The sequence below is a fragment of the Streptococcus sp. KHUD_015 genome (assembly GCF_051106265.1).
Taxonomy (GTDB): domain Bacteria; phylum Bacillota; class Bacilli; order Lactobacillales; family Streptococcaceae; genus Streptococcus.
Window position 1 is genome coordinate 1,577,819 of record NZ_CP193665.1, and the last position, 24,703, is coordinate 1,602,521.

At 40.2% G+C, this 24,703-nt stretch carries 22 protein-coding genes and 1 pseudogene; 3 read left to right on the forward strand and 20 right to left on the reverse strand.

The features are described 5' to 3' along the window. Positions 1-27 precede the first annotated feature (27 nt). Both psaA and tpx read left to right on the forward strand, forming a co-directional pair. Positions 28-957 (forward strand): metal ABC transporter substrate-binding lipoprotein/adhesin PsaA, encoded by a 930-nt coding sequence (psaA, locus tag ACORHU_RS07200; protein ID WP_000733070.1) that lies wholly within the window; start codon positions 28-30, stop codon positions 955-957. Positions 958-1,078: 121 nt separating this feature from the next. After that, complete coding sequence (gene tpx / locus ACORHU_RS07205) at positions 1,079-1,570, forward strand: thiol peroxidase (RefSeq protein WP_261050822.1); 492 nt, start codon at positions 1,079-1,081, stop codon at positions 1,568-1,570. Between the two features lie 180 nt (positions 1,571-1,750). On the opposite strand, the pseudogene ACORHU_RS07210 reads toward tpx, so the two are convergent. The 4 genes and pseudogenes from ACORHU_RS07210 to ACORHU_RS07225 form a co-directional block, all read right to left on the reverse strand. Next, positions 1,751-1,909, reverse strand: a pseudogene (locus tag ACORHU_RS07210) (competence protein ComA); the annotation flags it as partial. A 140-nt stretch (positions 1,910-2,049) separates the two neighbouring features. Further along, positions 2,050-2,682 (reverse strand): ABC transporter ATP-binding protein, encoded by a 633-nt coding sequence (locus tag ACORHU_RS07215; protein WP_153195703.1) that lies wholly within the window; start codon positions 2,680-2,682, stop codon positions 2,050-2,052. Between the two features lies 1 nt (position 2,683). Further along, a complete protein-coding gene (locus tag ACORHU_RS07220) occupies positions 2,684-4,699 on the reverse strand; it encodes a bacteriocin-associated integral membrane family protein (protein WP_153195705.1) in 2,016 nt (671 codons plus the stop codon). A 356-nt stretch (positions 4,700-5,055) separates the two neighbouring features. Then, positions 5,056-5,208 carry a PhrA family quorum-sensing system peptide gene (locus tag ACORHU_RS07225; protein ID WP_261443002.1) on the reverse strand — a complete coding sequence of 51 codons (153 nt, stop codon included), beginning with the start codon at positions 5,206-5,208 and terminating at the stop codon, positions 5,056-5,058. A gap of 209 nt (positions 5,209-5,417) precedes the next feature. Here ACORHU_RS07225 and ACORHU_RS07230 point away from each other — a divergent pair, with 209 nt between their 5' ends. Continuing rightward, complete coding sequence (locus tag ACORHU_RS07230; protein ID WP_434364078.1) at positions 5,418-6,281, forward strand: helix-turn-helix domain-containing protein; 864 nt, start codon at positions 5,418-5,420, stop codon at positions 6,279-6,281. Between the two features lie 300 nt (positions 6,282-6,581). On the opposite strand, the gene ACORHU_RS07235 is transcribed toward ACORHU_RS07230, so the two are convergent. The 16 genes from ACORHU_RS07235 to recR form a co-directional block, all read right to left on the reverse strand. Beyond that, positions 6,582-9,290: an FtsX-like permease family protein gene (locus tag ACORHU_RS07235; protein WP_434364080.1), complete on the reverse strand. Its 2,709-nt coding sequence runs from the start codon at positions 9,288-9,290 to the stop codon at positions 6,582-6,584. A 1-nt stretch (position 9,291) separates the two neighbouring features. Then, positions 9,292-9,993 (reverse strand): ABC transporter ATP-binding protein, encoded by a 702-nt coding sequence (locus ACORHU_RS07240; RefSeq protein ID WP_434364082.1) that lies wholly within the window; start codon positions 9,991-9,993, stop codon positions 9,292-9,294. Positions 9,994-10,111: 118 nt separating this feature from the next. Continuing rightward, positions 10,112-10,804: a phosphoglycerate mutase gene (locus ACORHU_RS07245; RefSeq protein WP_000240129.1), complete on the reverse strand. Its 693-nt coding sequence runs from the start codon at positions 10,802-10,804 to the stop codon at positions 10,112-10,114. Positions 10,805-10,949: 145 nt separating this feature from the next. Beyond that, positions 10,950-13,742 (reverse strand): isoleucine--tRNA ligase, encoded by a 2,793-nt coding sequence (gene ileS / locus ACORHU_RS07250; protein WP_414338442.1) that lies wholly within the window; start codon positions 13,740-13,742, stop codon positions 10,950-10,952. A gap of 252 nt (positions 13,743-13,994) precedes the next feature. After that, positions 13,995-14,876, reverse strand: coding sequence for a DivIVA domain-containing protein (locus ACORHU_RS07255; RefSeq protein ID WP_414338439.1), 882 nt, complete (start codon positions 14,874-14,876; stop codon positions 13,995-13,997). A gap of 8 nt (positions 14,877-14,884) precedes the next feature. Continuing rightward, complete coding sequence (locus ACORHU_RS07260) at positions 14,885-15,670, reverse strand: RNA-binding protein (protein ID WP_434364089.1); 786 nt, start codon at positions 15,668-15,670, stop codon at positions 14,885-14,887. Beyond that, on the reverse strand, positions 15,667-15,930 hold the full coding sequence (locus tag ACORHU_RS07265; protein ID WP_125451369.1) for a YggT family protein: 264 nt from the start codon (positions 15,928-15,930) through the stop codon (positions 15,667-15,669). Before ACORHU_RS07265 ends, ACORHU_RS07260 begins: the two co-directional genes overlap by 4 nt. Next, the gene (locus ACORHU_RS07270; RefSeq protein ID WP_125451368.1) at positions 15,930-16,475 is read right to left on the reverse strand and encodes a cell division protein SepF; all 546 of its coding nucleotides are present in this window, start codon (positions 16,473-16,475) and stop codon (positions 15,930-15,932) included. Before ACORHU_RS07270 ends, ACORHU_RS07265 begins: the two co-directional genes overlap by 1 nt. Before the next feature lie 9 nt (positions 16,476-16,484). Then, the gene (locus ACORHU_RS07275; protein ID WP_434364091.1) at positions 16,485-17,156 is read right to left on the reverse strand and encodes a YggS family pyridoxal phosphate-dependent enzyme; all 672 of its coding nucleotides are present in this window, start codon (positions 17,154-17,156) and stop codon (positions 16,485-16,487) included. A 4-nt stretch (positions 17,157-17,160) separates the two neighbouring features. Further along, complete coding sequence (gene ftsZ, locus ACORHU_RS07280) at positions 17,161-18,420, reverse strand: cell division protein FtsZ (RefSeq protein WP_020900426.1); 1,260 nt, start codon at positions 18,418-18,420, stop codon at positions 17,161-17,163. Between the two features lie 16 nt (positions 18,421-18,436). Beyond that, the gene (ftsA, locus tag ACORHU_RS07285; RefSeq protein WP_000090386.1) at positions 18,437-19,810 is read right to left on the reverse strand and encodes a cell division protein FtsA; all 1,374 of its coding nucleotides are present in this window, start codon (positions 19,808-19,810) and stop codon (positions 18,437-18,439) included. A 219-nt stretch (positions 19,811-20,029) separates the two neighbouring features. Further along, positions 20,030-20,734 (reverse strand): YwaF family protein, encoded by a 705-nt coding sequence (locus ACORHU_RS07290; RefSeq protein WP_434364093.1) that lies wholly within the window; start codon positions 20,732-20,734, stop codon positions 20,030-20,032. A 90-nt stretch (positions 20,735-20,824) separates the two neighbouring features. Continuing rightward, complete coding sequence (locus tag ACORHU_RS07295; RefSeq protein WP_434364095.1) at positions 20,825-21,436, reverse strand: NUDIX hydrolase N-terminal domain-containing protein; 612 nt, start codon at positions 21,434-21,436, stop codon at positions 20,825-20,827. Further along, on the reverse strand, positions 21,423-22,796 hold the full coding sequence (locus tag ACORHU_RS07300; RefSeq protein ID WP_434364097.1) for a UDP-N-acetylmuramoyl-tripeptide--D-alanyl-D-alanine ligase: 1,374 nt from the start codon (positions 22,794-22,796) through the stop codon (positions 21,423-21,425). The genes ACORHU_RS07295 and ACORHU_RS07300 overlap by 14 nt, the downstream gene beginning before the upstream one ends. A gap of 84 nt (positions 22,797-22,880) precedes the next feature. Continuing rightward, positions 22,881-23,924: a D-alanine--D-alanine ligase gene (locus tag ACORHU_RS07305; RefSeq protein WP_434364099.1), complete on the reverse strand. Its 1,044-nt coding sequence runs from the start codon at positions 23,922-23,924 to the stop codon at positions 22,881-22,883. 175 nt (positions 23,925-24,099) lie between these two features. Further along, a complete protein-coding gene (recR, locus tag ACORHU_RS07310) occupies positions 24,100-24,696 on the reverse strand; it encodes a recombination mediator RecR (RefSeq protein WP_000966748.1) in 597 nt (198 codons plus the stop codon). Positions 24,697-24,703 lie beyond the last annotated feature (7 nt).

Below are 24,703 nucleotides of genomic sequence, written 5' to 3' on the forward strand. Positions count from 1 at the left end.
CAAAACCCCAATAAATTGGAGGATCTAATGAAAAAATTAGGTACATTACTCGTTCTCTTTCTTTCCGTTATTGCTCTTGTAGCATGTGCTAGCGGAAAAAAAGATGCAGCTTCTGGTCAAAAACTAAAAGTTGTTGCTACAAACTCAATCATCGCTGATATTACTAAAAATATTGCTGGTGACAAGATTGATCTTCACAGTATCGTTCCGATTGGACAAGACCCACACGAATACGAACCACTCCCTGAAGATGTTAAGAAAACTTCTGAGGCTGACCTCATTTTCTATAACGGTATCAACCTTGAAACAGGTGGCAATGCTTGGTTTAGCAAATTGGTAGAAAATGCTAAGAAAACTGAAAACAAAGACTACTTTGCAGTCAGCGAAGGCGTTGATGTTATCTACCTTGAAGGAAAAAATGAAAAAGGTAAAGAAGACCCACACGCTTGGCTTAACCTTGAAAATGGAATTATCTTTGCTAAAAATATCGCCAAACAATTGAGCGCTAAAGATCCTAACAACAAGGAATTCTATGAAAAAAATCTCAAAGAATATACTGATAAGTTAGACAAACTTGATAAAGAAAGTAAGGATAAATTTAATAACATCCCTGCTGAAAAGAAACTCATTGTAACCAGCGAAGGAGCATTCAAATACTTCTCTAAAGCCTATGGTGTCCCAAGTGCCTACATCTGGGAAATCAATACTGAAGAAGAAGGAACACCTGAACAAATCAAGACCTTGGTTGAAAAACTTCGCCAAACAAAAGTTCCTTCACTCTTTGTAGAATCTAGTGTGGATGACCGTCCAATGAAGACTGTTTCACAAGACACAAACATCCCAATCTACGCACAAATCTTTACTGACTCTATCGCAGAACAAGGTAAAGAAGGCGACAGCTACTACAGCATGATGAAATACAACCTTGACAAGATTGCTGAAGGATTGGCAAAATAAGCCTCTAAAAACGTCATTCTCACATGAGCTGGCGTTTTTTCTATGCCCATATTTCCAGTCAAATCATTGGAAAATTCTGACCGTTTCAGCTAAAATGGAAGAAAAAAGATTGGAGTATCTTATGGTAACTTTTCTCGGAAATCCTGTGAGCTTTACAGGTAAACAACTACAAGTCGGCGACAAGGCGCTTGATTTTTCTCTCACTGCAACAGACCTTTCTAAAAAATCTCTGGCTGATTTTGATGGAAAGAAAAAAGTCTTGAGTGTCGTTCCTTCTATCGATACAGGTATCTGCTCAACTCAAACGCGTCGTTTTAATGAAGAACTAGCTGGACTGGACAACACGGTCGTATTGACTGTTTCTATGGACCTACCTTTTGCTCAAAAACGTTGGTGTGGTGCTGAGGGAATTGAAAATGCCATCATGCTCTCAGACTATTTCGACCATTCCTTTGGGCGTGACTATGCACTTTTAATCAATGAGTGGCACTTATTGGCACGCGCAGTCTTTGTCCTCGATACTGACAATACGATTCGCTACGTTGAATACGTGGACAATATCAACTCTGAACCAAACTTCGAAGCCGCAATTGCAGCTGCTAAAGCCCTATAGAAAAAATCCTCTGTCACAAAGAGTTCCCTACTCTTTGAAACGGAGGATTTTTCTTATTCTTTAATTATTGTTTATTTTGAAATGAATCCTTCAAAATCTTTTAGTTGAAAATTATATTTTTCAGTGAGTAACACATTATCCACTGCAACATCTTCTCCCAATGGGTAAATATTTCTTTTGAAACGGTTGTAGGAGGAAAATCTCTCCTACACTATTATTGATTCTGAGAGAAAATTGCAAAATATCATCTACCAAACTTTCAATTATTGAGATTTTTTGCAGTTTATCTGAATTAGAATCGCAAGGCTTCTCAATAATATAATTGTCGAATTTTTTCAATCTAACTTCCTCTCCACTATTTCTTCCTTTATCAAGAAAAAGTTACCTCAATATTAATAAAGTACAATTCTAAATTAACTCCAATTATTGATTCACGATAATATTTCAGTAACTCATCGTGCAATTAAAAACAAGGATTTTTATTTCAGACGATCCATCGTGATCACTTCATCAGCCATCTCCCAAATTGCCGGATTATGTGTTGCGATAATAATTAGCCTATTATCATCTCGAAGAGATAGCAAAATCTCCATAATCAACTGAGAGGTTGCTGGGTCTATTGAAGCTGTTGGCTCATCTGCCAGAATAAAGGGTGGATTCTTTAAGATAACTTTTGCCAAGGCAACCCGTTGCGATTCTCCGCCCGATAACTCAAAGATGCGCTTATCTAGGTCAAGATAAGCCAGGCCGACCTGTTCTAAAGCCTGCTTCTGCCTCAACCGCTGTTCCGACCGACTCAACTTTTGACCAATGAGACCTAGCTTAAGGTTTTCTTCAATACTTTGGTTTTCAATTAAGCCAAAGTTCTGGAAGAGGTAGCCCAATTCGTGACGGAAAAAATCACTCGATTTATAATTGGCCAAGTCTTTACCTCGGTAAAAAATCGTGCCATCATAAGATTCTAATTTCCCAATCATGTTCATCAAGGTTGTTTTTCCGCTACCACTTGAACCAATTAAGGCATAGACTTTTCCAGCCTCAAATGTTATTGAAAGATTCGAAAATAACTCTCGTTCTCCAAAAGATTTACTCACCTGTTTAAGTTCAATCATATTAACCTCCCTTCAAAACAAGCATGGACATCTTGTTTTCTTTCTGCATTTGGACATGTAACTGTAAAAGAGATAGACCAGTAAAGAGTAACGAGACTAAGAAAGCAACTACTATCTCTACCATAAGAAATACACTCGCAATAAATCCCAGTAAAAACACACCCAGTTGAGCAAAGAGATAAGTGCGATGGATTTCTAAGAACCTGAGACCTGCAATGCGTTTGATAAAAATAGCACGTCTAAATTCTTCAAAGTAGAGCCTATTCATAGTGTTAAACAACAAGATTGAAGTTGCAATCCCAAGCACAGCTCCTGCTAGCATTACCCAACGTTCCCTCTGGATATTATCCGATAATGTGATGTAGTTGTGGTAACCTGTTTGCATTTCTGAGACCCAATTTTCAATGCCTTGTCTCTGGATAAGCTCCTGGGCATCAGACAATTGATTAAAGAGAACGTAGTTCTGTACTGCGTCTACCCAAAACACAATGGACTGTGGACCAGTTGATTGGGGTGTTATAACAATGATGATTGGATCTTTCAAAAACTGCTGGTAAGAAATAGGGGTCGTATTATACACAAAACGATCATGACCTGATTCCAAATAACCTACCGTAGCAGTCATTTGCTGTCGTTCATCTTTACTAGATATGCGACTGGTTAAGTCGTCTTCAAAAACAGATTTATAATGTTCTTCCTCTGAACGGAGGTGTTCAGGCAGTAATAAGACAAACTCCCCTACATCAAGGTGATTCATCTTTTGCTCAATAGTTGTATCTACAGGAATGTTTTGACGCTCCAAGTATTGCGGTGTGACGATAAGGACATTGCCATTCGGGCTGTAATCGTGCCATTCTGTAGAGGTTGTCAAGTTTTTGGAGGAAGCCATGCCATTTTGCAAAGTACGGTCAATTAACTGGTGTCTAGATAAGAAAGCCTTTTGTTCTGAAACAGCCAGATCCATCAATTGATACCAAGTTCTGAGTTTTCTTTGAGCTTGTTCATCAAAACCAGGACTCGTTCCTTCACGGCTGATTGATAGGATAGTCAGTTGCCTTTCCTGACTCCAAACCTCTTGTCCAATCCGATGCTGTTGCCAGGCTTGGGAATACTTTAAACTACTCCCTATTCCCAGCGTTACAATAATAATCGCTAATAGTTGACCGATTAAAATTAAACTAATGATTCCTCTGACAGGCACTTGCCCTTTTATAATCTGCATCAGGTGTATCTTTTTTATCCCAACTGCGAAGAGTTGAGCGAAAAACAGGGAGATCGACAACAAGATGAGATTATAACTGAGCAAGCCTTCTCCTATTGTCATTAGGGATTGCGTTGGAAGCGACAGAATTTTTTGCATAAGAATGGCGAGAACGCCAGCTAAACTGAAACCAACAACTATCCCTTTCAAATCCTCACCAACTGGTCTAAGGAAAATGGACCACCGTTTCTCTCCTGAAATGAGGCGAATGCCCGACGACCGTAATTGGCTAATTTGACTAATTAAAGTCAGTGCTACAAAGGTTAAGATGAAAATCAATAGACTGATTAACTGAAATCCGTTACTAAAGATAGCCATTAACGTAGATAGTTTAGATGGAATTGTCAGGTGCATGTTAGTCAAGCCAAGTTGACTTAGCTCCTCCCTTAGCAAGTGAATATCTAGGTTTCCATCGAATACAAAATAGTTTGTTTCAACACTACTACTTTGAGCATCTTCTAGATTTTTTTCCTGAAGCCCATCAGGCAACTTTCCGTCCCCAAAGGTCGTATAAGAAAAAACTGTAGTACCTTCTGAGTTAGGATCTTGGTGTTGAATCGCAATAAAGCTATCCGTTTCTTCTGCTAGTTTTTCCAAGCGTGTAGCAACATGCTGAAAAGTTGTTTCAGGGGAAGAATCACGTACAACAACGTTGGGGTAATAATGGGAGACATATGTATCAGTCCAAATGGTAAATACCCAAACAAAGAACAAACTAGCAAGCAGGTTGGATATGAGTATAAATAATTTTTTCATAGTGCATTCCTTATTCTAAAATAGAGGGCAGAAATATCTCTGTTCTCTATAAACTAACAAGCTTACTAAACTATTGATAAAAGAATCTTCTTCAATTTTTAATTAGAAATCTCAGTCTGAATTATAGTATCCTATTTTTTCCTCCTTTCTAACTGCACGTTCCTTTCTACAGACAGAGACCTAATTTTATAAACCAATTTTAAATACTTTAGATTTTGTAACTCATAATTTTCAACAGTTGGTTAGCTATGAAAGCATTTTATCAAACATCTCCATTCTTATATCTATCTGGTATTGTTACAAGCTCTCATCAGAATACCTTTCTCTAAATAGTTGAATTTTAAAGTAATACGAAATCAATCAGCCTTCCCAACATCAAGACCATCAGACTTCTTTTGTGATTCTACTCGAATCTCCAATTGTTTATTCTTCTGAATAAACTGTTGGTAAGGAATTGTATTACTAAACGTAAAAACCCCTAGTAATGCTAATATAGCTAATTTTTGAATTCCACGTTTTTTTCTCTTGCCCTGAAACCCCTTTCTGTTTCCTTGTTTTTATTTTAACATATATATTTTATTCATTCAAATATTTTATTGCTTTTTGAACTTTTTTTTCTTATTATTACTATAAAGAATTTTTTTATTCCTTTAACTTGCTATTTTGAACTAAAAATTTTATAATGAAATTAAGCAAATAGGAAGGATTATTATCTTTAATGAATACACTCGCAGAGAAATTCAGATTGAAAAGAAAAGAGTTGAGACTCTCCCAACAAACTCTTGCAGAAGGAATTTGTGAACAAAGTCAGATTAGTAAAATTGAAAGAGGTCATTTTATTCCCTCCGCAGACTTGTTATTCAAACTCTCTCAACGACTTGAAGTGCCATTAGATTATTTTTTTAATGAACAAATTGAAATTAAATCTAACCTCTCTAATTTCAAGCAATTATCTGCTCGCCTATTAGATGATAGAAATTATGACGATTTGGAATATCTTTATAGAATAGAGATTGAACGAAGTACTTTTCTAACACTAGAAGACCGAACTTACCTTGAATGGATTAAAGCTATTATTGACTTCTATCAATATGACAGTAAGTGTGAGGCAATTTCTTCATTGGAAAATATATTATTAAAAGTCTCCTCAAATACTCTGATTTATTTAAAGGCGTTGAATACTCTATCTAATTTCTATTCCTTAGTGGGTCGTGAACAAGAATATGAGGCAAACTACTCTCATTTGATGGAGTTATATCAGACAAAAAATTTTGAGCATCAAGAGTTTTTATTTGGCTACATCAGAGTTCGGTACAACTACGCTCACTACCTAGTATCAAAGGAAAAATATAATGAAGCCATCCAAGAAGCTCTTGAGACGATTGAACTCTGTAAACAAAGACAGACAAGCTACCAACTGGCTCCTCTACTTATTCTTGTAGGAAATGCTGGGACCAAATTTCTAGACAAAGAACAAGTCAAAAATTATTATTTAGAAGCAAGAGAGTTATGTAAGATTTATAACAATCCTTTAATGTTGATGAAGATAGAAAATTATTTGAAGGAATTAGATACTGTTTAGTTAATCTTGACATTATAGTTTTTCTGAAACGTTAAATAAGCTGTAAGGCTGATAGTGAAATTAATACTATCAGCCTTATAATTATGTGAAGATTCCTTTAGAGATAGTGGTAAATAATACTAAAGCCTCTTTGAGAGGCAAGTGACGAGTCAAGAGCAATGAGGCTTAAACAACGTGAAAGCCAGCGTCTTTAGGCGCTGGCTGGTAATTTGGGCTTATAGCCCTGGGACAAACCACCCGTTTGACGGGTGGTCATGATTTACGAGTAAATATAATTTCAATCAGATAAAAACAACTAGCTTACTCTACAGATTTCAAGGCTTCAAGCATATCAACCTTTCTCAGATGATGATTGACAAAGAAACCAAGTACGGTCAAAATGGTGCTTACTGCTGCCACTGGGATTACATAGACCTCCCAGCCTACCTGCGGATAAAAGAGAATAGTCGCAGGTGAAATCATTTGAATCAAAAATTGGTGTAAATAGAAACCGGATACCAGACCAAGTACGATTCCCACAAGAGATAGTACAATCGTCTCACGGTAAATATAAAGGGTGACTTCCTTATTATGAAATCCGAGAACCTTGATAGTAGAGAGTTCTCGAATTCTCTCAGCCACATTGATATTGGTCAGATTGTAGAGGATAACAATGGCTAATAGAACCGACACGATGACCAAGATAGTCATGGTCTGATTGAGTGAACTAGCCACAGAATCAAAGAGCCGAATGGCTGAAGCATTTTGGACAACGCTGGACACCGCAGCCTGATTCATGAGTAAACCTGCCTGCCTTTCGATACTAGGCGCACTGGTATCTCTTAACGAGACCAAATAAGTGTTGGCTTGGGGTAGCTGTCCGTAAAGTTGCTCATAGCTAGCCTGACTCATATAAATAAAGTGACCAACGTAGTTCTCAGCAATGGCAGCAACCTTTAGCTCCTTACCTTCAATTTCTAAAGTCTGCCCAACCTTGACACCTGCCAGCTGGGCTAATTTAGCTGTGATGACAACTCCATCTTTTAATGACAGCTCCTGCTGATGATTTTGCAGATGGATAAAGGGAGTCAAATCTTCCTTCTCTGTCATCATAAGGGTAATGGTCTGAAGACCAGCCTTTCCTTTAAAATCCTTGTCTAACGTTTTAGAATAGATTTTCTGGTAGGCTTGAATATCCTGACCTTTTAACACTTCTTCTAGCTCTGCCTTGTCTTGATTGGTCGCACTAGGATTTTCAGAGACAATCATTTGGTACTGTTGGATTTGTTGAAACTGTCTAGACGGAACTCCTGCTACAGAGGATTGGATTCCCAAACCTGCAAAGAGAAGGGCTACAGAACCTGCCACACCAAAAATCGTCATCAACATCCGCTGCTTATAACGAAAGATATTGCGGGCTGTTACCTTATGAGTAAAACTGAGACGGCGCCAGATAAAACCGATACGCTCCAGTAAGATTTTAGCTCCTTTGACAGGTGGTTTAGGCAGTAAAAGCTGGGCTGCTTCGTCATGAAGTTCCCTACGAGCTACCAAGTAAGCTGGTAACACACTCGCCAACCAACTCAAGACAAGAGCTAGTAAGCTATAGGTCCAATAAAACTGAATCTGGGTTTCTCCCACCACCATGCCTTTTGTAATGACACTTGAAATCACACTGGCTAGTAAATAATGGCCAAGTATACTACCTAGAGCTGTTCCGACAGTCCCAGCTACTAGACCGTAGAGGAGAAATTTAGCGATAATATCCTTACTACGATAGCCCAAGGCCTTAAAAATACCTGCATGAGTTCGCTCTTCATCCACAAAGCGAGTCATGGTTGTAAAGGTCACCATGGCTGCTACGGCATAAAGCACTACAGGAAAGATATTGCCCACTGCCCGAATACTGGCTGAAGCATTACTGTACATGAGGTAGCCTTGACCGCCAGGCATGGTCTGACGATTATAGACCTGATACCTTGGCTCCGCCAAATCATCTAAGATTTGCTGATGTTTTTCTAATTTTTCCTTTTCTTGGGCTAGATTTTGTTCAGCTTGCTTTAGTTTGTCCTCTTCCTTGCTCAATTCCTGCTTGGCTTGGGTAAGTTGAGCACTGGCCTGCTCTCTCTGGACTTGAGGAAGCAAGGCTAGTTGACTTTCTTGAGCCTGTATACGAGCTTGAGCAGCTGCTAAACGACGCTTGCCTTCCTGCAAATTAGTCTCAGCCTTGTCAAGGGTTTCTTGCCCCTTATCGAGAGACTCTTGCCCTTCTTTTCTCAAAAGTTGCAGACGTGCCTTGCCATTATCTGACAAAGCTCGTTCTAGGTCTTCCTGATGCTGTTTGGATTTTTCTTCATAAGCTGATGAGAAAGCATTTAAACCTGCTAAATCTTGATATTTCAAACGAGCTATATTGTAGATTTTCTGATCAAACTGACTAGGTAAAATCACTCCGTAAGCGGTTAAAGTCCCACTTCCACTTCCTGCGTAGCCCATATCCCGCTGGGAGAGGATTTCAGCTGAATCCACAAAACCAGTAATGGTATAAGTATGGTCTTTTAAAGAGGAATGACTGCCTTCTTTTTCTTTAAAACTAATCTCCTGTCCCATACGATATTGACCCTGCAAATGAGTGGCCAAGGCGATTTCCTTGTCTGACTGAGGAAGTCGTCCCTCTCTTAGCTGAAAGGTTGAAATTCGCTCTGATTTGGAGTACAGCCGAATGGCATCCTGCCCATTCTCCATAGTCACATCTGTCAAATAGCCAAACTCAACCTCTGCGCCCTCTATCTGTTCTAGTTCTTCTTGATCTGCTTGATCCAAGCCATAGTTAGACATGACTGCCAAATCCAAGGTTTTAGTAGTTCTTAAATAAGCATTAGCAGTTGCCTCCATGTTGGGACTGGTTACTTTGAGGCCTACTAGGGCTAAAGAACCCAACATCATCAAGGTCAAGATGGATAAAAAACGTCCCTTGGAGCCTGTGAAGGACTGAATTAAGTCCTTCCAATAGGTTTTTCGCTTGATCATGCTAGTACTCCAAACTGTCGATATCCTGAGGATGCTGGTTGATCAGCACATCCTTGACACTGGCATCGTGCATATGAATTACTCGATCAGCAATGGGCGCCAAAGCTCCATTGTGAGTCACGATGATAACAGTTGCTCCCTTTTGACGAGACATATCTTGGAGAATTTTCAAGACTTGCTTGCCCGTCTGATAATCCAAGGCTCCAGTCGGTTCATCACAAAGGAGGATTTTAGGATTTTTGGCTACCGCGCGTGCAATGGAGACTCGCTGTTGCTCCCCTCCAGAAAGCTGGGCTGGAAAGTTATTGAGACGATGAGCCAGACCTACATCTGTCAGCACCTTCTCAGGATTCAAGGCATCTGTCACGATTTCTGAAGCCAACTCCACATTTTCCTTAGCGGTTAGATTGGAAACTAGATTATAAAACTGAAAAACAAAACCGACATCATTTCTACGATAATTGGTTCTCTGGTGAGAATTGTAGTCTGCAATATTGGCACCATCAATCCAAATCTCCCCTTCATCATTGGTATCCATTCCCCCAAGAAGGTTAAGAACTGTTGACTTGCCTGCACCAGACGCACCTAGAATAATAACCAATTCACCCTTTTCAATCTCAAAATTCACATCACGATTGGCCACAATCTCTGTGTCCCCAACCTGATAACGCTTGGAACAGCGTTTCATCTCAATATAAGCCATAAGACCCACCCTCTCTCAAACAAATTACTTCCTACTACCATTATAACGCTTTTTCAAATAGTTGGAAACTGGGAACAAAAACAAAAAGCCTAGAAATCAATTCTAGACTTACATTTTTCTATTTTCCAAGGTAGTACTCAGAAACAACGTTCAATTTTTCGTCGAATTCGAATACCAATGGTGGGAAGTTAGGGATTTCCACGTCCATGATTTCGTCATCTGACAAACCTTTGATGTGTTTTACAAGGGCACGGATCGAGTTACCGTGAGCTCCTACGAATACGTTTTTACCATCTTTAAGAGCTGGAGCGATTTTATCTTCCCAGAATGGAAGGGCACGTTCCAAAGTTACTTTCAAGTTTTCAGCATCTGGGATAACTGAGTCGTCAAGTGAAGCGTAACGACGGTCTGTGTGAGCTGAGTGCTCATCATCACGGTCCATGTTTGGAGGCAATACATCGTATGAACGACGCCAGATGTGAACTTGTTCATCACCAAATTGTTCAGCAGCTTCAGCTTTGTTTTTACCAGTCAAACCACCGTAGTGACGTTCATTCAAGCGCCATGATTTTTCAACTGGAACCCACAATTGGTCAGAAGCTTCAAGAGCCAAGTTAGTTGTTTTGATCGCACGTTTCAATACTGAAGTGTAAGCTTGGTCAAATTCGATACCAGCTTCTTTGATCAATTTACCAGCGTCAATCGCTTGTTGTGTACCTTTTTCAGACAAATCAACATCAGCCCAACCAGTGAAAAGGTTAGCTTTGTTCCATTCAGACTCACCGTGGCGAGCAAAAACCAATTTTACCATTAGATGGATTCTCCTTTAAATTTTCCGAGGTTTCCCCTCGTTTATCTATTCTATTTTACACAATTTTTCATAAAAAAGCTAGTCAAAACCAAAAAGGAAAGGACTGTTTGGCAGTCCTTTTCCTTCTTAGTATAATACAACAACCTTACTTCTCTTCAAATCCTTCTGCGACTGCATCCGCAAAGTTTTCTTCTACGATGCTTGCACAGTGGTCACAGATGACTGCGTGGTAGCTACGTTCTGCTGTTGTTGGGTCGATACGACGGCAACGGTCACATACTTGGCCTGCAGCACGTTCAACTGTAAAGGCTACATCTTCGAAACTAACGGCAGATTCTGGAGCTGGTCCTTCTGCGATAGTCAATTCAGACACGATCAAAAGTTGAGCTACATTGCTGTTTACTGCTTCGAGTAGAGTTTTCACCACTTCATTTGGATAAACTGTCAAGTGAGCTTCAAGTGATTTACCGATTACTTTTGCATTACGAGCTTCTTCCAAGGCTTTTTGAGCTTGTCCACGGAAGTCCATGAAGGCTGCCCATGTATCCAAGATTTCTTCTTGGTTAGCAAAAGTTTCTGCTTCTGGCAATTCTGACAATTGAACGAAGTCTTCAGCTTCAAACTCAAGATATGACCAGATTTCTTCCGCAGTGTGAGGAAGGATTGGTGTCAAGAGTTTGGTGATTTTCACAAGAATATCATAGAAAACAGTCTGCATTTGACGACGTTCCAGTGATTTAGCACCTTCGATATAAACAACGTCCTTAGCAAAATCAAGGTAAAAGGCTGACAAGTCAACGTTGATAAAGTTCACCAAGGCCTTGTAAATTGTCAAGAATTCAAAGTTTGCGTAAGCATCACGAATCGTTTTCACAAGCTGGTTAAAGCGAATCGTCATGTACTTATCAACTGAACGTAGTTCTTCGTAAGCTACCGCATCCTCAGCTGGGTTAAAGTCAGATGTGTTAGCAATCAAGAAACGAAGAGTGTTACGGATCTTACGGTAAGTTTCAGAGACTTGGCTCAAGATATCCATAGAGATACGCACATCGTTGCTTGAGTCCACACTAGTTACCCATAGACGCAAGATTTCTGCACCAAATTGTTTTTCAACATCGCTTGGAGCAATGGTATTCCCAAGAGATTTAGACATCTTCTCACCTTTACCATCCAAAGCAAAACCTTGTGACAAGATTTGTTTGTAAGGTGCCACGCCATGGTTGGCAACAGATGTGATGAGTGAAGAGTTGAACCAACCACGGTATTGGTCAGAACCTTCTAGGTAAAGGTCTGCTGGGTAAGTCAACTCTGGACGGTTTACAACAACCCCATTCCATGATGAACCTGAGTCAAACCAAACGTCCATGATATCAGTTTCTTTATTGAACTCGCCATTTGGTGAACCTGGGTGGCTAAATCCTTCTGGCAAGAGATCCTTAGCATCACGTTCCCACCAAATGCTTGAACCGTGTACTTCAAAGAGTTGAGCCACATGTTCAATAGTTTCAGCAGTCATGATAGCTGTACCGTCTTCAGCGTAGAAGATTGGAAGTGGAACACCCCAAGCACGTTGACGAGAGATAACCCAGTCGCCACGGTCACGAATCATATTGTAAAGACGGACTTTACCCCATTCTGAGTGGAATTTCACTTTTTCAATTTCATCCAAGATTTCTTGGCGGAATTTAGAAACTGAGGCAAACCATTGTGGAACTGCACGCCAGATGATTGGTTTCTTAGTACGCCAGTCAAATGGGTAGGAGTGAGAGATTTCTTCTTGTGCAAGAAGGAGGTTACCAAGTTTTTCAATAACAGTTGGAACTACCTTTTCATAGAATTGACCTTCAAACTCAGCACCAGCATTAGCCATCATGATACCGCGTTCATCAACAGTGACCGCAACTTCAAGACCATTAGCAATACCGACATTGTAGTCGTCTTCACCAAAACCAGGGGCTGTATGGACAATACCAGTACCAGAGTCAGTGGTAACGTGATCACCAAGGATAACCAATTCATCTACAGCTGTATCCCATGGGTGTTCTGTTACGATGTGGTTGAGTTCTTGACCACGGTAAGTTGCCAAAACTTGAACATCAGCCCAGCCAAATTTCTCAGACAAGCTAGTTAACAATTCTGCAGCAACCACAAACTTACGAGTTTCACCAGCAGGTTGAACCAAAACGTAATCAATATCCGCTCCAACAGTCAAACCACGAGAAGCTGTAATGGTAAATGGAGTAGTTGTCCAGACAGCGATGTAAGTATCTGTATCTAGAACACCTTTGCCATCTTTTACTTTATTTGCATAATAAAGAGAAGTTGAAACCAAGTCATGGTATTCAATCTCTGCTTCAGCAAGGGCTGACTCAGATGACCAAGACCAGTAAACTGGTTTTGCACCACGGTAGATATAACCTTTATTAGCCATCTCACCGAAGACACGGATTTGCGCTGCTTCATAGTCAGGAGTCAAAGTTACATATGGATTTTCCCAGTCACCAGAAACACCCAAACGTTTAAAGTCTTCACGTTGTTTATCTACTTGAGAAAGAGCGTATTCACGGCAAAGTTTCAAGTACTCAACCAAGTCCATTTCTTTACGTTTGACACCTTGTTTTGCCAAAACTTGCTCGATTGGCAGACCATGAGTATCCCAACCAGGAATAAATGGTGCGTAAAAACCTGACATTGATTTTGAACGAACAATGATATCTTTTGAAATCTTGTTCATAGCATGTCCAACGTGGATATTTCCGTTCGCGTATGGAGGGCCATCATGCAAGGTGAAATGTGGTTTTCCTTGGTTCAATTCTTGACGACGTTGGTAAAGTTTTGCATCTTCCCATTCCTTTTGCCAAACTGGCTCTTTGGTCGGAAGACCTGCACGCATTGGGAAAGCTGTTTTCCCAAGATTAAGGGTATCTTTGAGTTTCATGGTATCTCCTTTATAAATAATAACAAATTAAAAACCACGACTGCCAAAAAGGACGAAAATCGTGGTACCACCTTTATTCGGAAAAAGAACTAGTCTTTCTCCCTCTTATCCCGTAACGTGGGGAACGTCAAATCTTACTCCATTCAGACTTGAGTTTTTGAGAGGATAATCTTATCAATAGGGATTACAGGACTCACACCATCTCCTGCTCGCTGGAAATATAAGGATAAGATATTGTTCTCACATCGTTTCTTATAAAATTGTAACAGATTCTTGCGGTGCCGCAAAACCTGGTTCTGAGTTTACAGCTTCAGTAGCGGGTGTTGGTCCTGAATAATGGCTTGGAGCTACTTCTGGCTCTTCATACATTGGACCAACTGGATGAGCTGGCTCTTCTTCAATTTGAGGACTCACTGCAGGAGTTGGATTTTCCACTTCCTGTTTAGCCTGAGCTTCAAATTCAGCCAATTCTTTATTGGCTGCCTCAATACGAGCTTGTAACTCTGCCATTTCTGCCTGAGAAAATTGACGTGTCATATCAATTGGTTCTTCCTCAATTGGAGCTGGAATCGGTTCTCCAAGTACTTCGCTAACCACTTCTTTAAAGGCTTCATCACTTGTTTGAAGATAAGTAGCTGTTGGACGAAGAATATCTTCCCAATCTGAAGATTCAACAATTGCTAACTGGCTCTCAATTGTAGATTTAAGACGTTGGTGGAAGACACGACTCTTGTTCTTCAATTCTTCTGTTTCAACAGCAACTTTCTTAGCATTATCAGTTGCGTGACGAAGAATTTCATTTGCCTTGTACTTAGCTTCTTCCAATAAACGTTGTGCATCTTGCTCTGCTTGATGGATAATATTGTTTGAACGTTCAGATGCAGCTTGTTTTACTCGTTCAGCTGTATCTTGGGCAATCAATACAGACTGGCTCAATGAATCTTTCATCTCATCAAAATAAGACAAACGATCTTCTAAACTCTTAATATGTAAATCCTTATCATGATTAGAGCGGACTAAATCTTCATAATCACGGACTACAATATCTAAAAACTCATCTACTTCTTCTGGATCAAAACCTCTAAAGCGTGTACTAAAGGTTTTATCTTTGATTTCTAACGATGTAATTGGCATATTTTTCCTCACTTACTTAATAACAACTGGACTGTTATTTTTTTCTTCTCTTTTTTCGTTTGTCCCTTATCTTGAAGCAACCTCAGACGCCCAAATTTTCTAACACTAATCAAGTCTCCAACTTGAACAGTATAATCTGATTTGTCTACCATATGATAATTTACTTGGACAAGTTTCTTATCAATCAACTGGTTTGCTTGATTTCTAGATAGTTTTAAAACATTTGATAAAAGAACATCTAATCTAAAACTAGACACGCATAAATCCAGCTCTCTATACTGTTCTAGCTTATCTATTTTCTCGGTGAAAGGACGTTCCTCCAGCGAAACGGGTATACGGCCAATTTTCTTTAATCCATCTTGAAAGAGAAGAAGAAACTGCTGATTAATCATAATCTGCGCCCGTTCTTCATCTACTAGGATATCTCCAAAAAGTTTCCGTTCAATCCCTAATTGATTGATGACTGTCCCTAAAATCTTAGCATGCGTTAAGTGTTCAAATTTATTGGAATACACAATTTCCTGGAGAGAGATTTCAAAATCTGAAAACTCTGGCTGGAAATAATCTGGGTATAATAAAACTCGAACATACTCACTTGAGACGAATTCCCCACTACTGCTACAAGCAAGACCATAGGTTTTGGCTAAAATCTTCAATAACTTCTCCTGATGAGGATTGATAAAAGGAGTTAAAAAAGGCGCATAGCTATCTTCTACCTTCTTAATCCATTCCATTCCCTTGTCAAGAAATGGCCGATCTTCTATAGAAAAATGCTGGTAAATACCTCTATTCATATTATCATTGCAAGAAAACGCACTAAGTTTTCCCCTAAAAATCGAACCAAAACGATCGCAACCCAAACAGATAAATCAAGACCTGCTATCTGTAGAGGCAGGCGTTGCAAAGGAGCAAGCACTGGTTTTACCAATGCTACAATCCAACGACCCAAACTTGATTCGTAGGCGCCTGGAAACCAAGACATGACAGCAAAGGCTACCAAAATCAGGGAGTAAATGTCCACTGCATTATAAATCAGACGAATTAAAAAAATCATTATCGTACTCTATTTCGTCTCATATCAAAATCAAACTCACCCTGTTGATCTTCATCTGGTAAACGAATATCTTCAACATTTACAATAACATTCACTGGTGTCAACAGGTACATGGTAGAAGCTACCTTTTTCAAATTTCCAGCTAGAACATGACAAGCTCCATCCAGATAATCTAAACAACGACGAGCTTGCACTTCAGTCATATACTGAAAATCAATCAAAATACTTTCGTTTCCTGCTAATAAATCAACAATTTCTATCGCATCTTCATATTTTCTAGGATAACGAACATCGATTGTTACTTTTTCAGTAGAATGCTGACTTTGCTTGGCTAACTCTTGTTGACGTGCATGAAGTCTAGTAATATTAGTTTCTTTTGTACTACTTGTGCTTGTACGTGGTGTTTGATTTGTTGAAAGAGCCTTGTCCTGTGTAGAATTTACTGGAGTCAAAATAGGCTCATCTCGTTTTTCATTAGGGAGACTTAAATCCTCATCCTCCGTAAAATAATCTATAAATCTATCGAATCTATCTTTTAAAGACATGGTTCTCTCCTACTTAAAAAATGCTGTACCTATGCGAACAAAGGTGGAACCGAATTGAATCGCTTCTTTATAATCACGACTCATTCCCATACTTAACTCGGCCATAGGCATATTTAGAATTTGTTTTTCTTGGATTTCTTTTTGTAAATCTTGGGTCGCCTTGAAAATTTCTTTCAACTGCTCACTGCTAGCCTCAAAAGGTGCCATTGTCATCAAACCAACATATTCAATCTTATCTAGTTTGGCTAATTCTGGCAAGACTTCCAATAATTCTTCTCTCGAAAAGCCGTGTTTACTTTCTTCGTTAGAAATATTTACTTGAAGGAAACACTTGATGACTCTGTCACTTCTTTTTTGAATTTCCTCTGCTAGCTTTACTGAGTCCAATGCATGGAAATAATCAACGTATTGAATGACATCTTTCACCTTACGCCTTTGCAAGGTACCAATCAAATGCCAAGTCACATCTCGATCTTTTAAAGCTTGATATTTCTCCAGAAACTTATCTACACGATTTTCACCGATATGATGAACCCCTAGCGGAAGCAAGGCTTCCGCTGTCGGTACATCTACATACTTGGTAACTGCAATGACAGAGACTGAGCCACTCTCGCGATGAGCACTTAGACTTGCTTCTGCGACTTCTCGAAAAACACGTTCTGTATTTTCTTTTACATTCATTTACTTAACGATTTTTGAAAAATGGAGGTGTATCCAACTCATCTTCATCTTGTGAATTTGGAATTTCAAAACGTTCTACCGGTGACACTACTGAATCAGTCGGACGAACAATTGTCTCGCGACGTAAATCCCAATCACCAAAAGCAGATCCTTGAGCTTGTTCCGAGCGACGTTGATTTTGTTTTGGCAATTCAGCCGTTTCTGCCATATCAAAATGACGATCAAATCCATGTGAATGAGCTGGTCTCACTGTCTCACGGTAGTTGGTAGTAGGTCTAGCTTGTGGAGCCACAACCTTCTCTACACGTTCTTGACGAACACCCGTTGCAACAACTGTTACACGGATCTCATCACGCATACTTTCATCAATTGAAGTACCGAGCCAGATGTTTACTCCTTGTCCTGCTGCTTGGTTCACAATTTGTGAAGCCTCTTCTGCCTCAATCAAGGTTAAGTCAAGACCACCAGTTACGTTGACAATCACATCTTCTGCTCCATCAATTGTTGTTTCAAGAAGTGGAGAGTAAATTGCCTTACGTGCTGCTTCAACAACACGTTCTTCTCCACTACCGATACCAATCCCCATAAGAGCATTCCCTTTATTTGCCATTACCGTTTTCACATCGGCAAAGTCAAGGTTAATCAATCCTGGATTGGTAATCAAATCGGTAATTCCTTGAACACCTTGACGAAGAACATTATCTGCTTCGCTAAGAGCCTCCAAAAGCGGTGTCTTCTTATCAACAATTTCAAGCAAGTTATTGTTTGAGATAATCAATAGAGTATCTACATGCTCACGAAGTTGATTGATTCCTTCTACAGCAAATTGTCCACGCTTGCTTCCTTCAAAACCAAACGGACGTGTCACAACACCAACTGTAAGAGCACCCAAATCTTTTGCAATACGAGCAATAACAGGGGCAGCTCCAGTTCCAGAGCCTCCTCCCATACCAGCAGTGATGAAGACCATATCTGCGCCACTGATAGCTTCAGTCAGTGTCTCTTCACTTTCTTCAGCAGCTTTACGACCAACCTCAGGTTGACCTCCTGCACCCAAACCGCGAGTCAATTTAGGTCCTAACTGAATAACAGTCTCAGCTTTTGTACTGCTCAAGGCTTGCACATCTGTATTTGCTGCGATAAATTCTACGCCTGTAACACCTTCGTCGACCATACGGTTGATGGCATTGCCACCACCTCCACCGACACCAATTACTTTAATCACTGCACCTTGGGCAGCAGCTGTATCAAATGAAAATGTCATAATTTATTTTTCCTCTTTATTCGTCAAACATGCTTCCGATCAAGCCACGGAAACGATCTGCCAATTTCGGTTTATTTTGTGAAGTCTGTTGAAAATCTGCAACTTGTTCTGCCGGAGCTACAGGTTCTACTTCTGGAGCAGGAGCTGGTTGAACAGGAGTTGATTGAACAAACTGAGCTGTTTTCTGAATCATTCCCCCAAAACTGAGTGGTTGTTGGAATAATCCTTCATCACCCTTAACTGCTCGTTGAGCCAAGAGATGTACTTCTGTCAATTGTCCCGCGAATTCTGAAAGACTAATCACATGCGCAAAAGCCGGATTACGAATTCCAACTTGGTTTGGAACATAGAGTTTCACACGAACACCAAAAACTTCTTGAGCAAGCTCCACAATACCCGGTAAAATAGCCGTTCCACCAATCAAAACAATGCCACCAGGAAGATCCAATAAATGTCTTCTGTCTAAGTCTTGTTTGATTTGTTCAAAAATATGCTTAATTCGTGCAGAAATAATCTCTGACAAGTAATTTTCTGTTACTTCAACAGGTTCTACTTCCCCAATCACTTCGACTTGGAATGTTTCTTTACTTGCGAGAGGAGGATAAGCCTCTCCATAGTTTAATTTCAAACCTTCAGCTAGTTTCTGTGATGTCTTCAAGACTTTAGAAATATCCTTAGTTACATAATCTCCACCTTCTTGAAGAATATTGGTAAACTGGAGTTCTTGGTTACGGATTGTAGCAACAGTTGTTTGACCTGCTCCCATATCAATCACAGTAGCTCCAAATTCACGCTCTCCTTCGTTCAAGACTGAACGAACCAAAGCCAGTGGTGAAATAATAATATTTTCAACCTGAACACCTGCACGTTCAACTGTCTTACGTAGGTTATGTAAAATAGTGCGAGGGCCTGTATAAAGTAAACCACGCATTTCAAGACGAACACCCATCATGCCACGCGGGTCACGAATACCTTGGAAACCATCTACGATAAATTCTTCTGGAATAAAAGTAATGACTTCACGATCTGGTGTCATACTCTTTGTCAAAGCTGATTTGACAACATTCTCGACATCTTGGTCTGTAATTTCTTTTGTATCAGATGTGACTGGAATCATTCCTTGAGTTGGTTCTACCTGTAAGAGATTAGCTGGTAAACCAACATTTACTGATTTAATTGAGATGCCTGCTTTTTCTTCTGCTTGGGAAATTGCTGATTTGATAGCAGTTGCTGCTGCATCAATATCAACAATAATTCCATCCTTTACACCTTTACTTTTGGCATTACTCACGCCAATTACATTTAATTCACCATTTCTCTGCTCAGCTACAAGCACCTTGACAGAGCTTGTTCCAATATCTAGACCTGTAAAAAAGCCTTCTCTAGCCATTACATCGCATCCTCTCTATCTTCCAAGTTTCTAACTTCGTAATATTCAATAGCTAAACGTAGGCATAGCTATTCACAGAATATTATAACACAAAAAATCTCATCGTGCTCAGTTTTTTCCTAAATTTACCAGCCAATTTTTTAGTTTTTCTGTTCAGAAATTCATTCACTGTAAACTTTGTCAACAATCTGTCTATTGTACAAAAAAGAAAGCTCATTTCTAAGCTTTCTTTGCAATCATTTTTTCTGCTTCTTGTTCTAAAAATAGTTCCAAGATTTTCTTTGTCAATGTAATCGCCGCTGCCAAGGCCAGGGAAACGATTAAATAATTAGCTACTAAGCCGTGATCTCCAACCAATGGCGGTTTTGTCAAGAATCCGTAATCACCACCTGTTACCAAATTGACCACAAAAATCAAGGCATTTAGGGCAAAGGTCATGAGAAAAATTCCCTTCACATCCAACAATCGCGCATTATACTGTCTCAATAGATAAACTAGAGAGTTCCCCAAGAGTGCTAAATGCCCAAAGATAAAGGACAAGATGGCAATATGGGGGAAAGGATAGGCATCTGGCACTGGATAAACAAAGGCCGCTAATGTCCCAAATGTTCCTAGTAATGCAAAATACTGCCTATATTTAGACTGACCAGGAAGCAAGAGCACCACAAACATAGCCATACGGCAATGGTAAAAGGGTAAACTTTCTGACAGTGACATATGATTGACCCCATACCAACCATAAAGAAGGATTAACTGAACGGCCTGCAAGATTTGGAAAAATCGTTGGTAAACCTTCTTTTCACGATAACGATAGGCTGTATAGAAGGTCAAGGCCAAGAGTGTAAATATACTGACATACCAATAAAGATCAAACTTGGGTGGCTCTGTTGCTTGGGTCGTAAAGAAAATATCCCATAAATTCATCTAGTATTCCTCATGATTCAAAATTTTCCTGCATTTTATTATACCATGCTATTTGTCAAAAATGAATTTAGAAATACGATAATCATCTTCTTAATCAAGATATTGCTCCCTCTGACCTTGATAAACCTGCCAAAGAATTTCTATTTGCTCCTTGGTAATGCGTTTTTCAGATAAGGCTGGCAGCTGGTCAATGGCAAAAAATTGAAGGTCTGCAATTTCTTGATTTTCTTGGAATTGTCCATCAAGAAGCTTACATTCAAAGACAAATTTTGTATATTGTTTGCTCTGTAGTTGGAAACAATTGGTATCAAAAACAGCTAGCAGTCTTTCAACTTTAGCTTTAAAACCAGTTTCTTCTGCAATTTCTTTGAGAATATTTTCGGTTGGAGAATAGCCGACCTCACCAAAGCCACCTGGCAAAGCCCAATCATTCTCTCCTTGTCCCCTAACCAGACAAATCTTTTCGTCCTCAACAATCCAAGCACGGACGTCCATTAACGGAGTCGCATAAGCAGAAGTTGGCTTCAAGACTTCTTCCACTTCTTCGGCATCAAGGTCTGATGCTTGATTCAACATTTCAGATAAAAGACCTCGCAAGTCTTCATAGCGCTCACGGTCAAACGGATCCTTTGTAAAGGTTAATCCAGTATCTGTAATGGCAATCATTCTTTGCAAATACTTGACAAAATCACTTGTCTTCATTTTCTAAACTTTCTACCAACTTGGCTAGATTCATAGAATTAGAGCCTTTGAGCAGGATTTGGTCATGAGCCCCAAGGCTTTCTTTGACCTGCTTAACTAGGTCTTCAAATTGGTCTTGGTCTTCTGTTTTCTTGAAGTAATAAACGTGTCCGATTGGGAACATTTGACTGGCAAGTTGGGCCAATTCTGCGATATCTTCTCCATAGAAAATCACGGTATCAATCACATCTGGCGAGAGACTCAAAATCATCTGGTTATGGAGTTGAACAGACTGGTCACCGAGTTCCTTCATATCCGCCAAGACTGCAATTTTCTTGCCACCTTCATTGGCTGGAATAGCAGAGAATGTCTCCAAAATCAATTTCATAGCAGTTGGATTAGCATTATATACATCAGACAGAATATCTGCTCCATTGGCTGCTTTCTTCCACTCGGTACGGTTACGCGTCAATTCAAGATTTTGGAAGGCCTGACGAATTTTCTCCTCTGAAACTCCTTCTTGTAGGGCAACATAGGATGCAATCATGGCATTAGTAGCATTGTACTTACCTGTCACTGGCAAATCAAGGGCTTGTTCCAAGAAATTAGCCTTAAAGGTCAGACTATCCTTGCGCTCAACCAAGTCTGTGATTTCCAGCTCTGCCCCTTGCCCAAAACGGACCACCTTTTTATCAGCTGGCAAGTAGTCCTCTACAATAGGGTCAGCTGGCGTCAATAGCAAGGAACCAGGTCCCATCCCGTCTGCAATTTGCATTTTTCCTTTTGCAATTTCAGAACGGTCTTTGAAAAAAGCCAAATGGGCTTCTCCAACCAAGGTCACGATGGCTGTTTTTGGACGAGCCAATTCAGACAAGAGATGAATATCGCCCAAGTGGTCCTGCCCCATCTCCAATACCAACTTTTCTGTTCCTTCAGGCATATGGAGAACTGTGTAGGGAAGACCAATCTCGTTGTTGTAGTTTCCTTGTGTTTTGTAGGTTTTGTAGGTTGTTGATAGCAAATGCGCCAACATATCCTTGGTCGTCGTCTTACCATTTGAACCTGTAACTGCAGAGACATCAACAGCCGTTTTCTCAAGATAATAGGCTGCTAGTTTTTGAAAGGCAGTCAACACGTCGTCTACTAGAATGTAGGGATGATTTACAAGCTCTTTCTCAGACAGGGTTACAGCAGCACCATTTTCAAAGGCTGTTTCGATAAAGTCATGGCCATCACGCGCACCTTTGAGGGGCACAAACAAGTCCCCTTCCTCAATCAAACGACTGTCAAACTCAGCATTTTCTAACTGGATGTCCTCAAAGATGCTGACATCATTTTTCGCTCCAACAGCTTGGGCAACTTCGTGGATAGTTAATTTCATTTCTACTCCTTTAAAAAGGGTCGAAGCCCGAGAACTCTGATCACCTTGCAGTGATGGTTCTGGCTTCTACCCTCTCTTTCATTTTTATAGCAAATGCGCTTCGCGCTTGTCAAAACTTTCCTTGGCAAGGTCAACCAATCGCTCAATTAGGTCTGGGTAGCTGATTCCCATATTGTCCCAAAGAAGTGGATACATAGACCACTGGGTAAAACCTGGCATGGTATTGAGTTCATTTAGGAAGATTTCTCCCTTGTCTGTATAGAAGAAATCGCAACGAGAGAGACCGAGACCACCAATGGCACGGAAGGCTGTTTCAGCATTTCGACGCATGACAGCTATCACATCATCACTGATTTTAGCCGGAATATCCATGGTAATCTTGTTATCAATATACTTGGCGTCATAGTCGTAGAAGTCAACATCCTTGACCACTTCTCCTGGCAGCGTGCTTTTGACATCGTAGTTGCCCAAGAGACCAACCTCGATTTCACGGGCGTTCACCCCTTGTTCAACCAAAACACGGCTGTCATATTGGAAGGCAAGTTTCAAGGCTTGACGGAGTTCTTCTTGATTTTCAGATTTGGAAATACCGACACTAGAACCCATGTTTGACGGCTTAGTGAAGACTGGATAAGTCAATTTTTCTTCCACTTCAGCGATTTTAGCAATCACATCATCCCCTTCAACGATAGCCACATAAGGAACTTGGGCAATGCCAGCAGATTCTAAAACACGCTTGGTCGTGATTTTATCCATGGCAAGACTGGATGACAAAATATTGCAACCAACATAAGGCATTTTCAAAACTTCGAGGAAGCCTTGAACAGAGCCATCTTCTCCCATCGGACCATGAAGAACTGGAAAGACCACTGCCCCTTCTTCGTAGATAGCACTTGGAGCAATTTTCTTATCCCAATCAATGGTTTCATTGGTCATGAGACGGTCCTCTCGCCCCGGAGTCTGGCTAAATTCCTGAGTTTTGATAAAGTCACCTGACTGACTGATAAAGAAAGTCTTGACTGCGAAACGATCATAGTTAACCGCACGCATGACACTTTCTGCTGAAAGGACAGAGACTTCACGCTCTGCACTCCGTCCACCATATAAAAGAATAATCGTTTGTTTCATATTATTTGTCCTAATTCTATTAGAATACTCGCTCTTTAGTATATCATATTTGCTTGGTTTTTTAAAACTTGAACCTGATTCTACTCATCACACTATACAAAAAGAGGCCGATAGGAACGATTTTCAGCCTCCTTGATTTTTTATAAATGGATAAAGTTCGTAAATTCGCCTACACTTACAACTCTGTCCGATTTTCAATCGCTCGTAAGAGTGTGACTTCGTCCGCATACTCTATATCTGCTCCCACAGCAAGACCTCGTGCCAGGCGCGTAACCTTGATCCCAGCTGGCTTGAGCAAGCGTGAAAGATACATGGAAGTCGCTTCCCCATCTGCCGTAGCATTTGTGGCCACAATCACTTCTGAAACCTCACTATCCATCAGACGAGTCATAAGGCTCTTGAGATTGATATCATCTGGACTGATACCATTCATGGGGGAAATCAGGCCATGCAGAACATGATATAGTCCATGGTATTCTTGGATATTCTCCATGGCTGCCACATCGCGACTATCCTCTAGAACCAAAATCGTTGTCTGGTCACGACTTGGATCAGTACAGATGGAGCAGGGATCGTCATCTGTCAAACGTCCACAAATGGAACAGTAGGTCAATTCTCTCTTAGCAGAAAGGAGATTTTTTGCAAATTCATTGACGTCGTCATCAGACATGCCAATGGTATAAAAGGCCAGACGCGTAGCCGTCTTAATCCCGATACCCGGTAACTTAGAATAACTGTCAATTAGCTTGGCGATAGGTGTTGGATAAAGCATAAATTCC

Coding starts and splice junctions, on each gene's coding strand:
- ACORHU_RS07275 (WP_434364091.1), bottom strand. CDS start 17,156: ATGAATGTAAAAGAAAATACAGAACGTGTTTTTCGAGAAGTCGCAGAA.
- ACORHU_RS07230 (WP_434364078.1), top strand. CDS start 5,418: ATGAATACACTCGCAGAGAAATTCAGATTGAAAAGAAAAGAGTTGAGA.
- ACORHU_RS07260 (WP_434364089.1), bottom strand. CDS start 15,670: ATGAATAGAGGTATTTACCAGCATTTTTCTATAGAAGATCGGCCATTT.
- ftsA (WP_000090386.1), bottom strand. CDS start 19,810: ATGGCTAGAGAAGGCTTTTTTACAGGTCTAGATATTGGAACAAGCTCT.
- ACORHU_RS07305 (WP_434364099.1), bottom strand. CDS start 23,924: ATGAAACAAACGATTATTCTTTTATATGGTGGACGGAGTGCAGAGCGT.
- tpx (WP_261050822.1), top strand. CDS start 1,079: ATGGTAACTTTTCTCGGAAATCCTGTGAGCTTTACAGGTAAACAACTA.
- ACORHU_RS07255 (WP_414338439.1), bottom strand. CDS start 14,876: ATGCCAATTACATCGTTAGAAATCAAAGATAAAACCTTTAGTACACGC.
- ACORHU_RS07245 (WP_000240129.1), bottom strand. CDS start 10,804: ATGGTAAAATTGGTTTTTGCTCGCCACGGTGAGTCTGAATGGAACAAA.
- ACORHU_RS07240 (WP_434364082.1), bottom strand. CDS start 9,993: ATGGCTTATATTGAGATGAAACGCTGTTCCAAGCGTTATCAGGTTGGG.
- ACORHU_RS07265 (WP_125451369.1), bottom strand. CDS start 15,930: ATGATTTTTTTAATTCGTCTGATTTATAATGCAGTGGACATTTACTCC.
- ACORHU_RS07215 (WP_153195703.1), bottom strand. CDS start 2,682: ATGATTGAACTTAAACAGGTGAGTAAATCTTTTGGAGAACGAGAGTTA.
- psaA (WP_000733070.1), top strand. CDS start 28: ATGAAAAAATTAGGTACATTACTCGTTCTCTTTCTTTCCGTTATTGCT.
- ACORHU_RS07235 (WP_434364080.1), bottom strand. CDS start 9,290: ATGATCAAGCGAAAAACCTATTGGAAGGACTTAATTCAGTCCTTCACA.
- ACORHU_RS07220 (WP_153195705.1), bottom strand. CDS start 4,699: ATGAAAAAATTATTTATACTCATATCCAACCTGCTTGCTAGTTTGTTC.
- ACORHU_RS07290 (WP_434364093.1), bottom strand. CDS start 20,734: ATGAATTTATGGGATATTTTCTTTACGACCCAAGCAACAGAGCCACCC.
- ACORHU_RS07295 (WP_434364095.1), bottom strand. CDS start 21,436: ATGAAGACAAGTGATTTTGTCAAGTATTTGCAAAGAATGATTGCCATT.
- ftsZ (WP_020900426.1), bottom strand. CDS start 18,420: ATGACATTTTCATTTGATACAGCTGCTGCCCAAGGTGCAGTGATTAAA.
- ileS (WP_414338442.1), bottom strand. CDS start 13,742: ATGAAACTCAAAGATACCCTTAATCTTGGGAAAACAGCTTTCCCAATG.
- ACORHU_RS07300 (WP_434364097.1), bottom strand. CDS start 22,796: ATGAAATTAACTATCCACGAAGTTGCCCAAGCTGTTGGAGCGAAAAAT.
- ACORHU_RS07270 (WP_125451368.1), bottom strand. CDS start 16,475: ATGTCTTTAAAAGATAGATTCGATAGATTTATAGATTATTTTACGGAG.
- recR (WP_000966748.1), bottom strand. CDS start 24,696: ATGCTTTATCCAACACCTATCGCCAAGCTAATTGACAGTTATTCTAAG.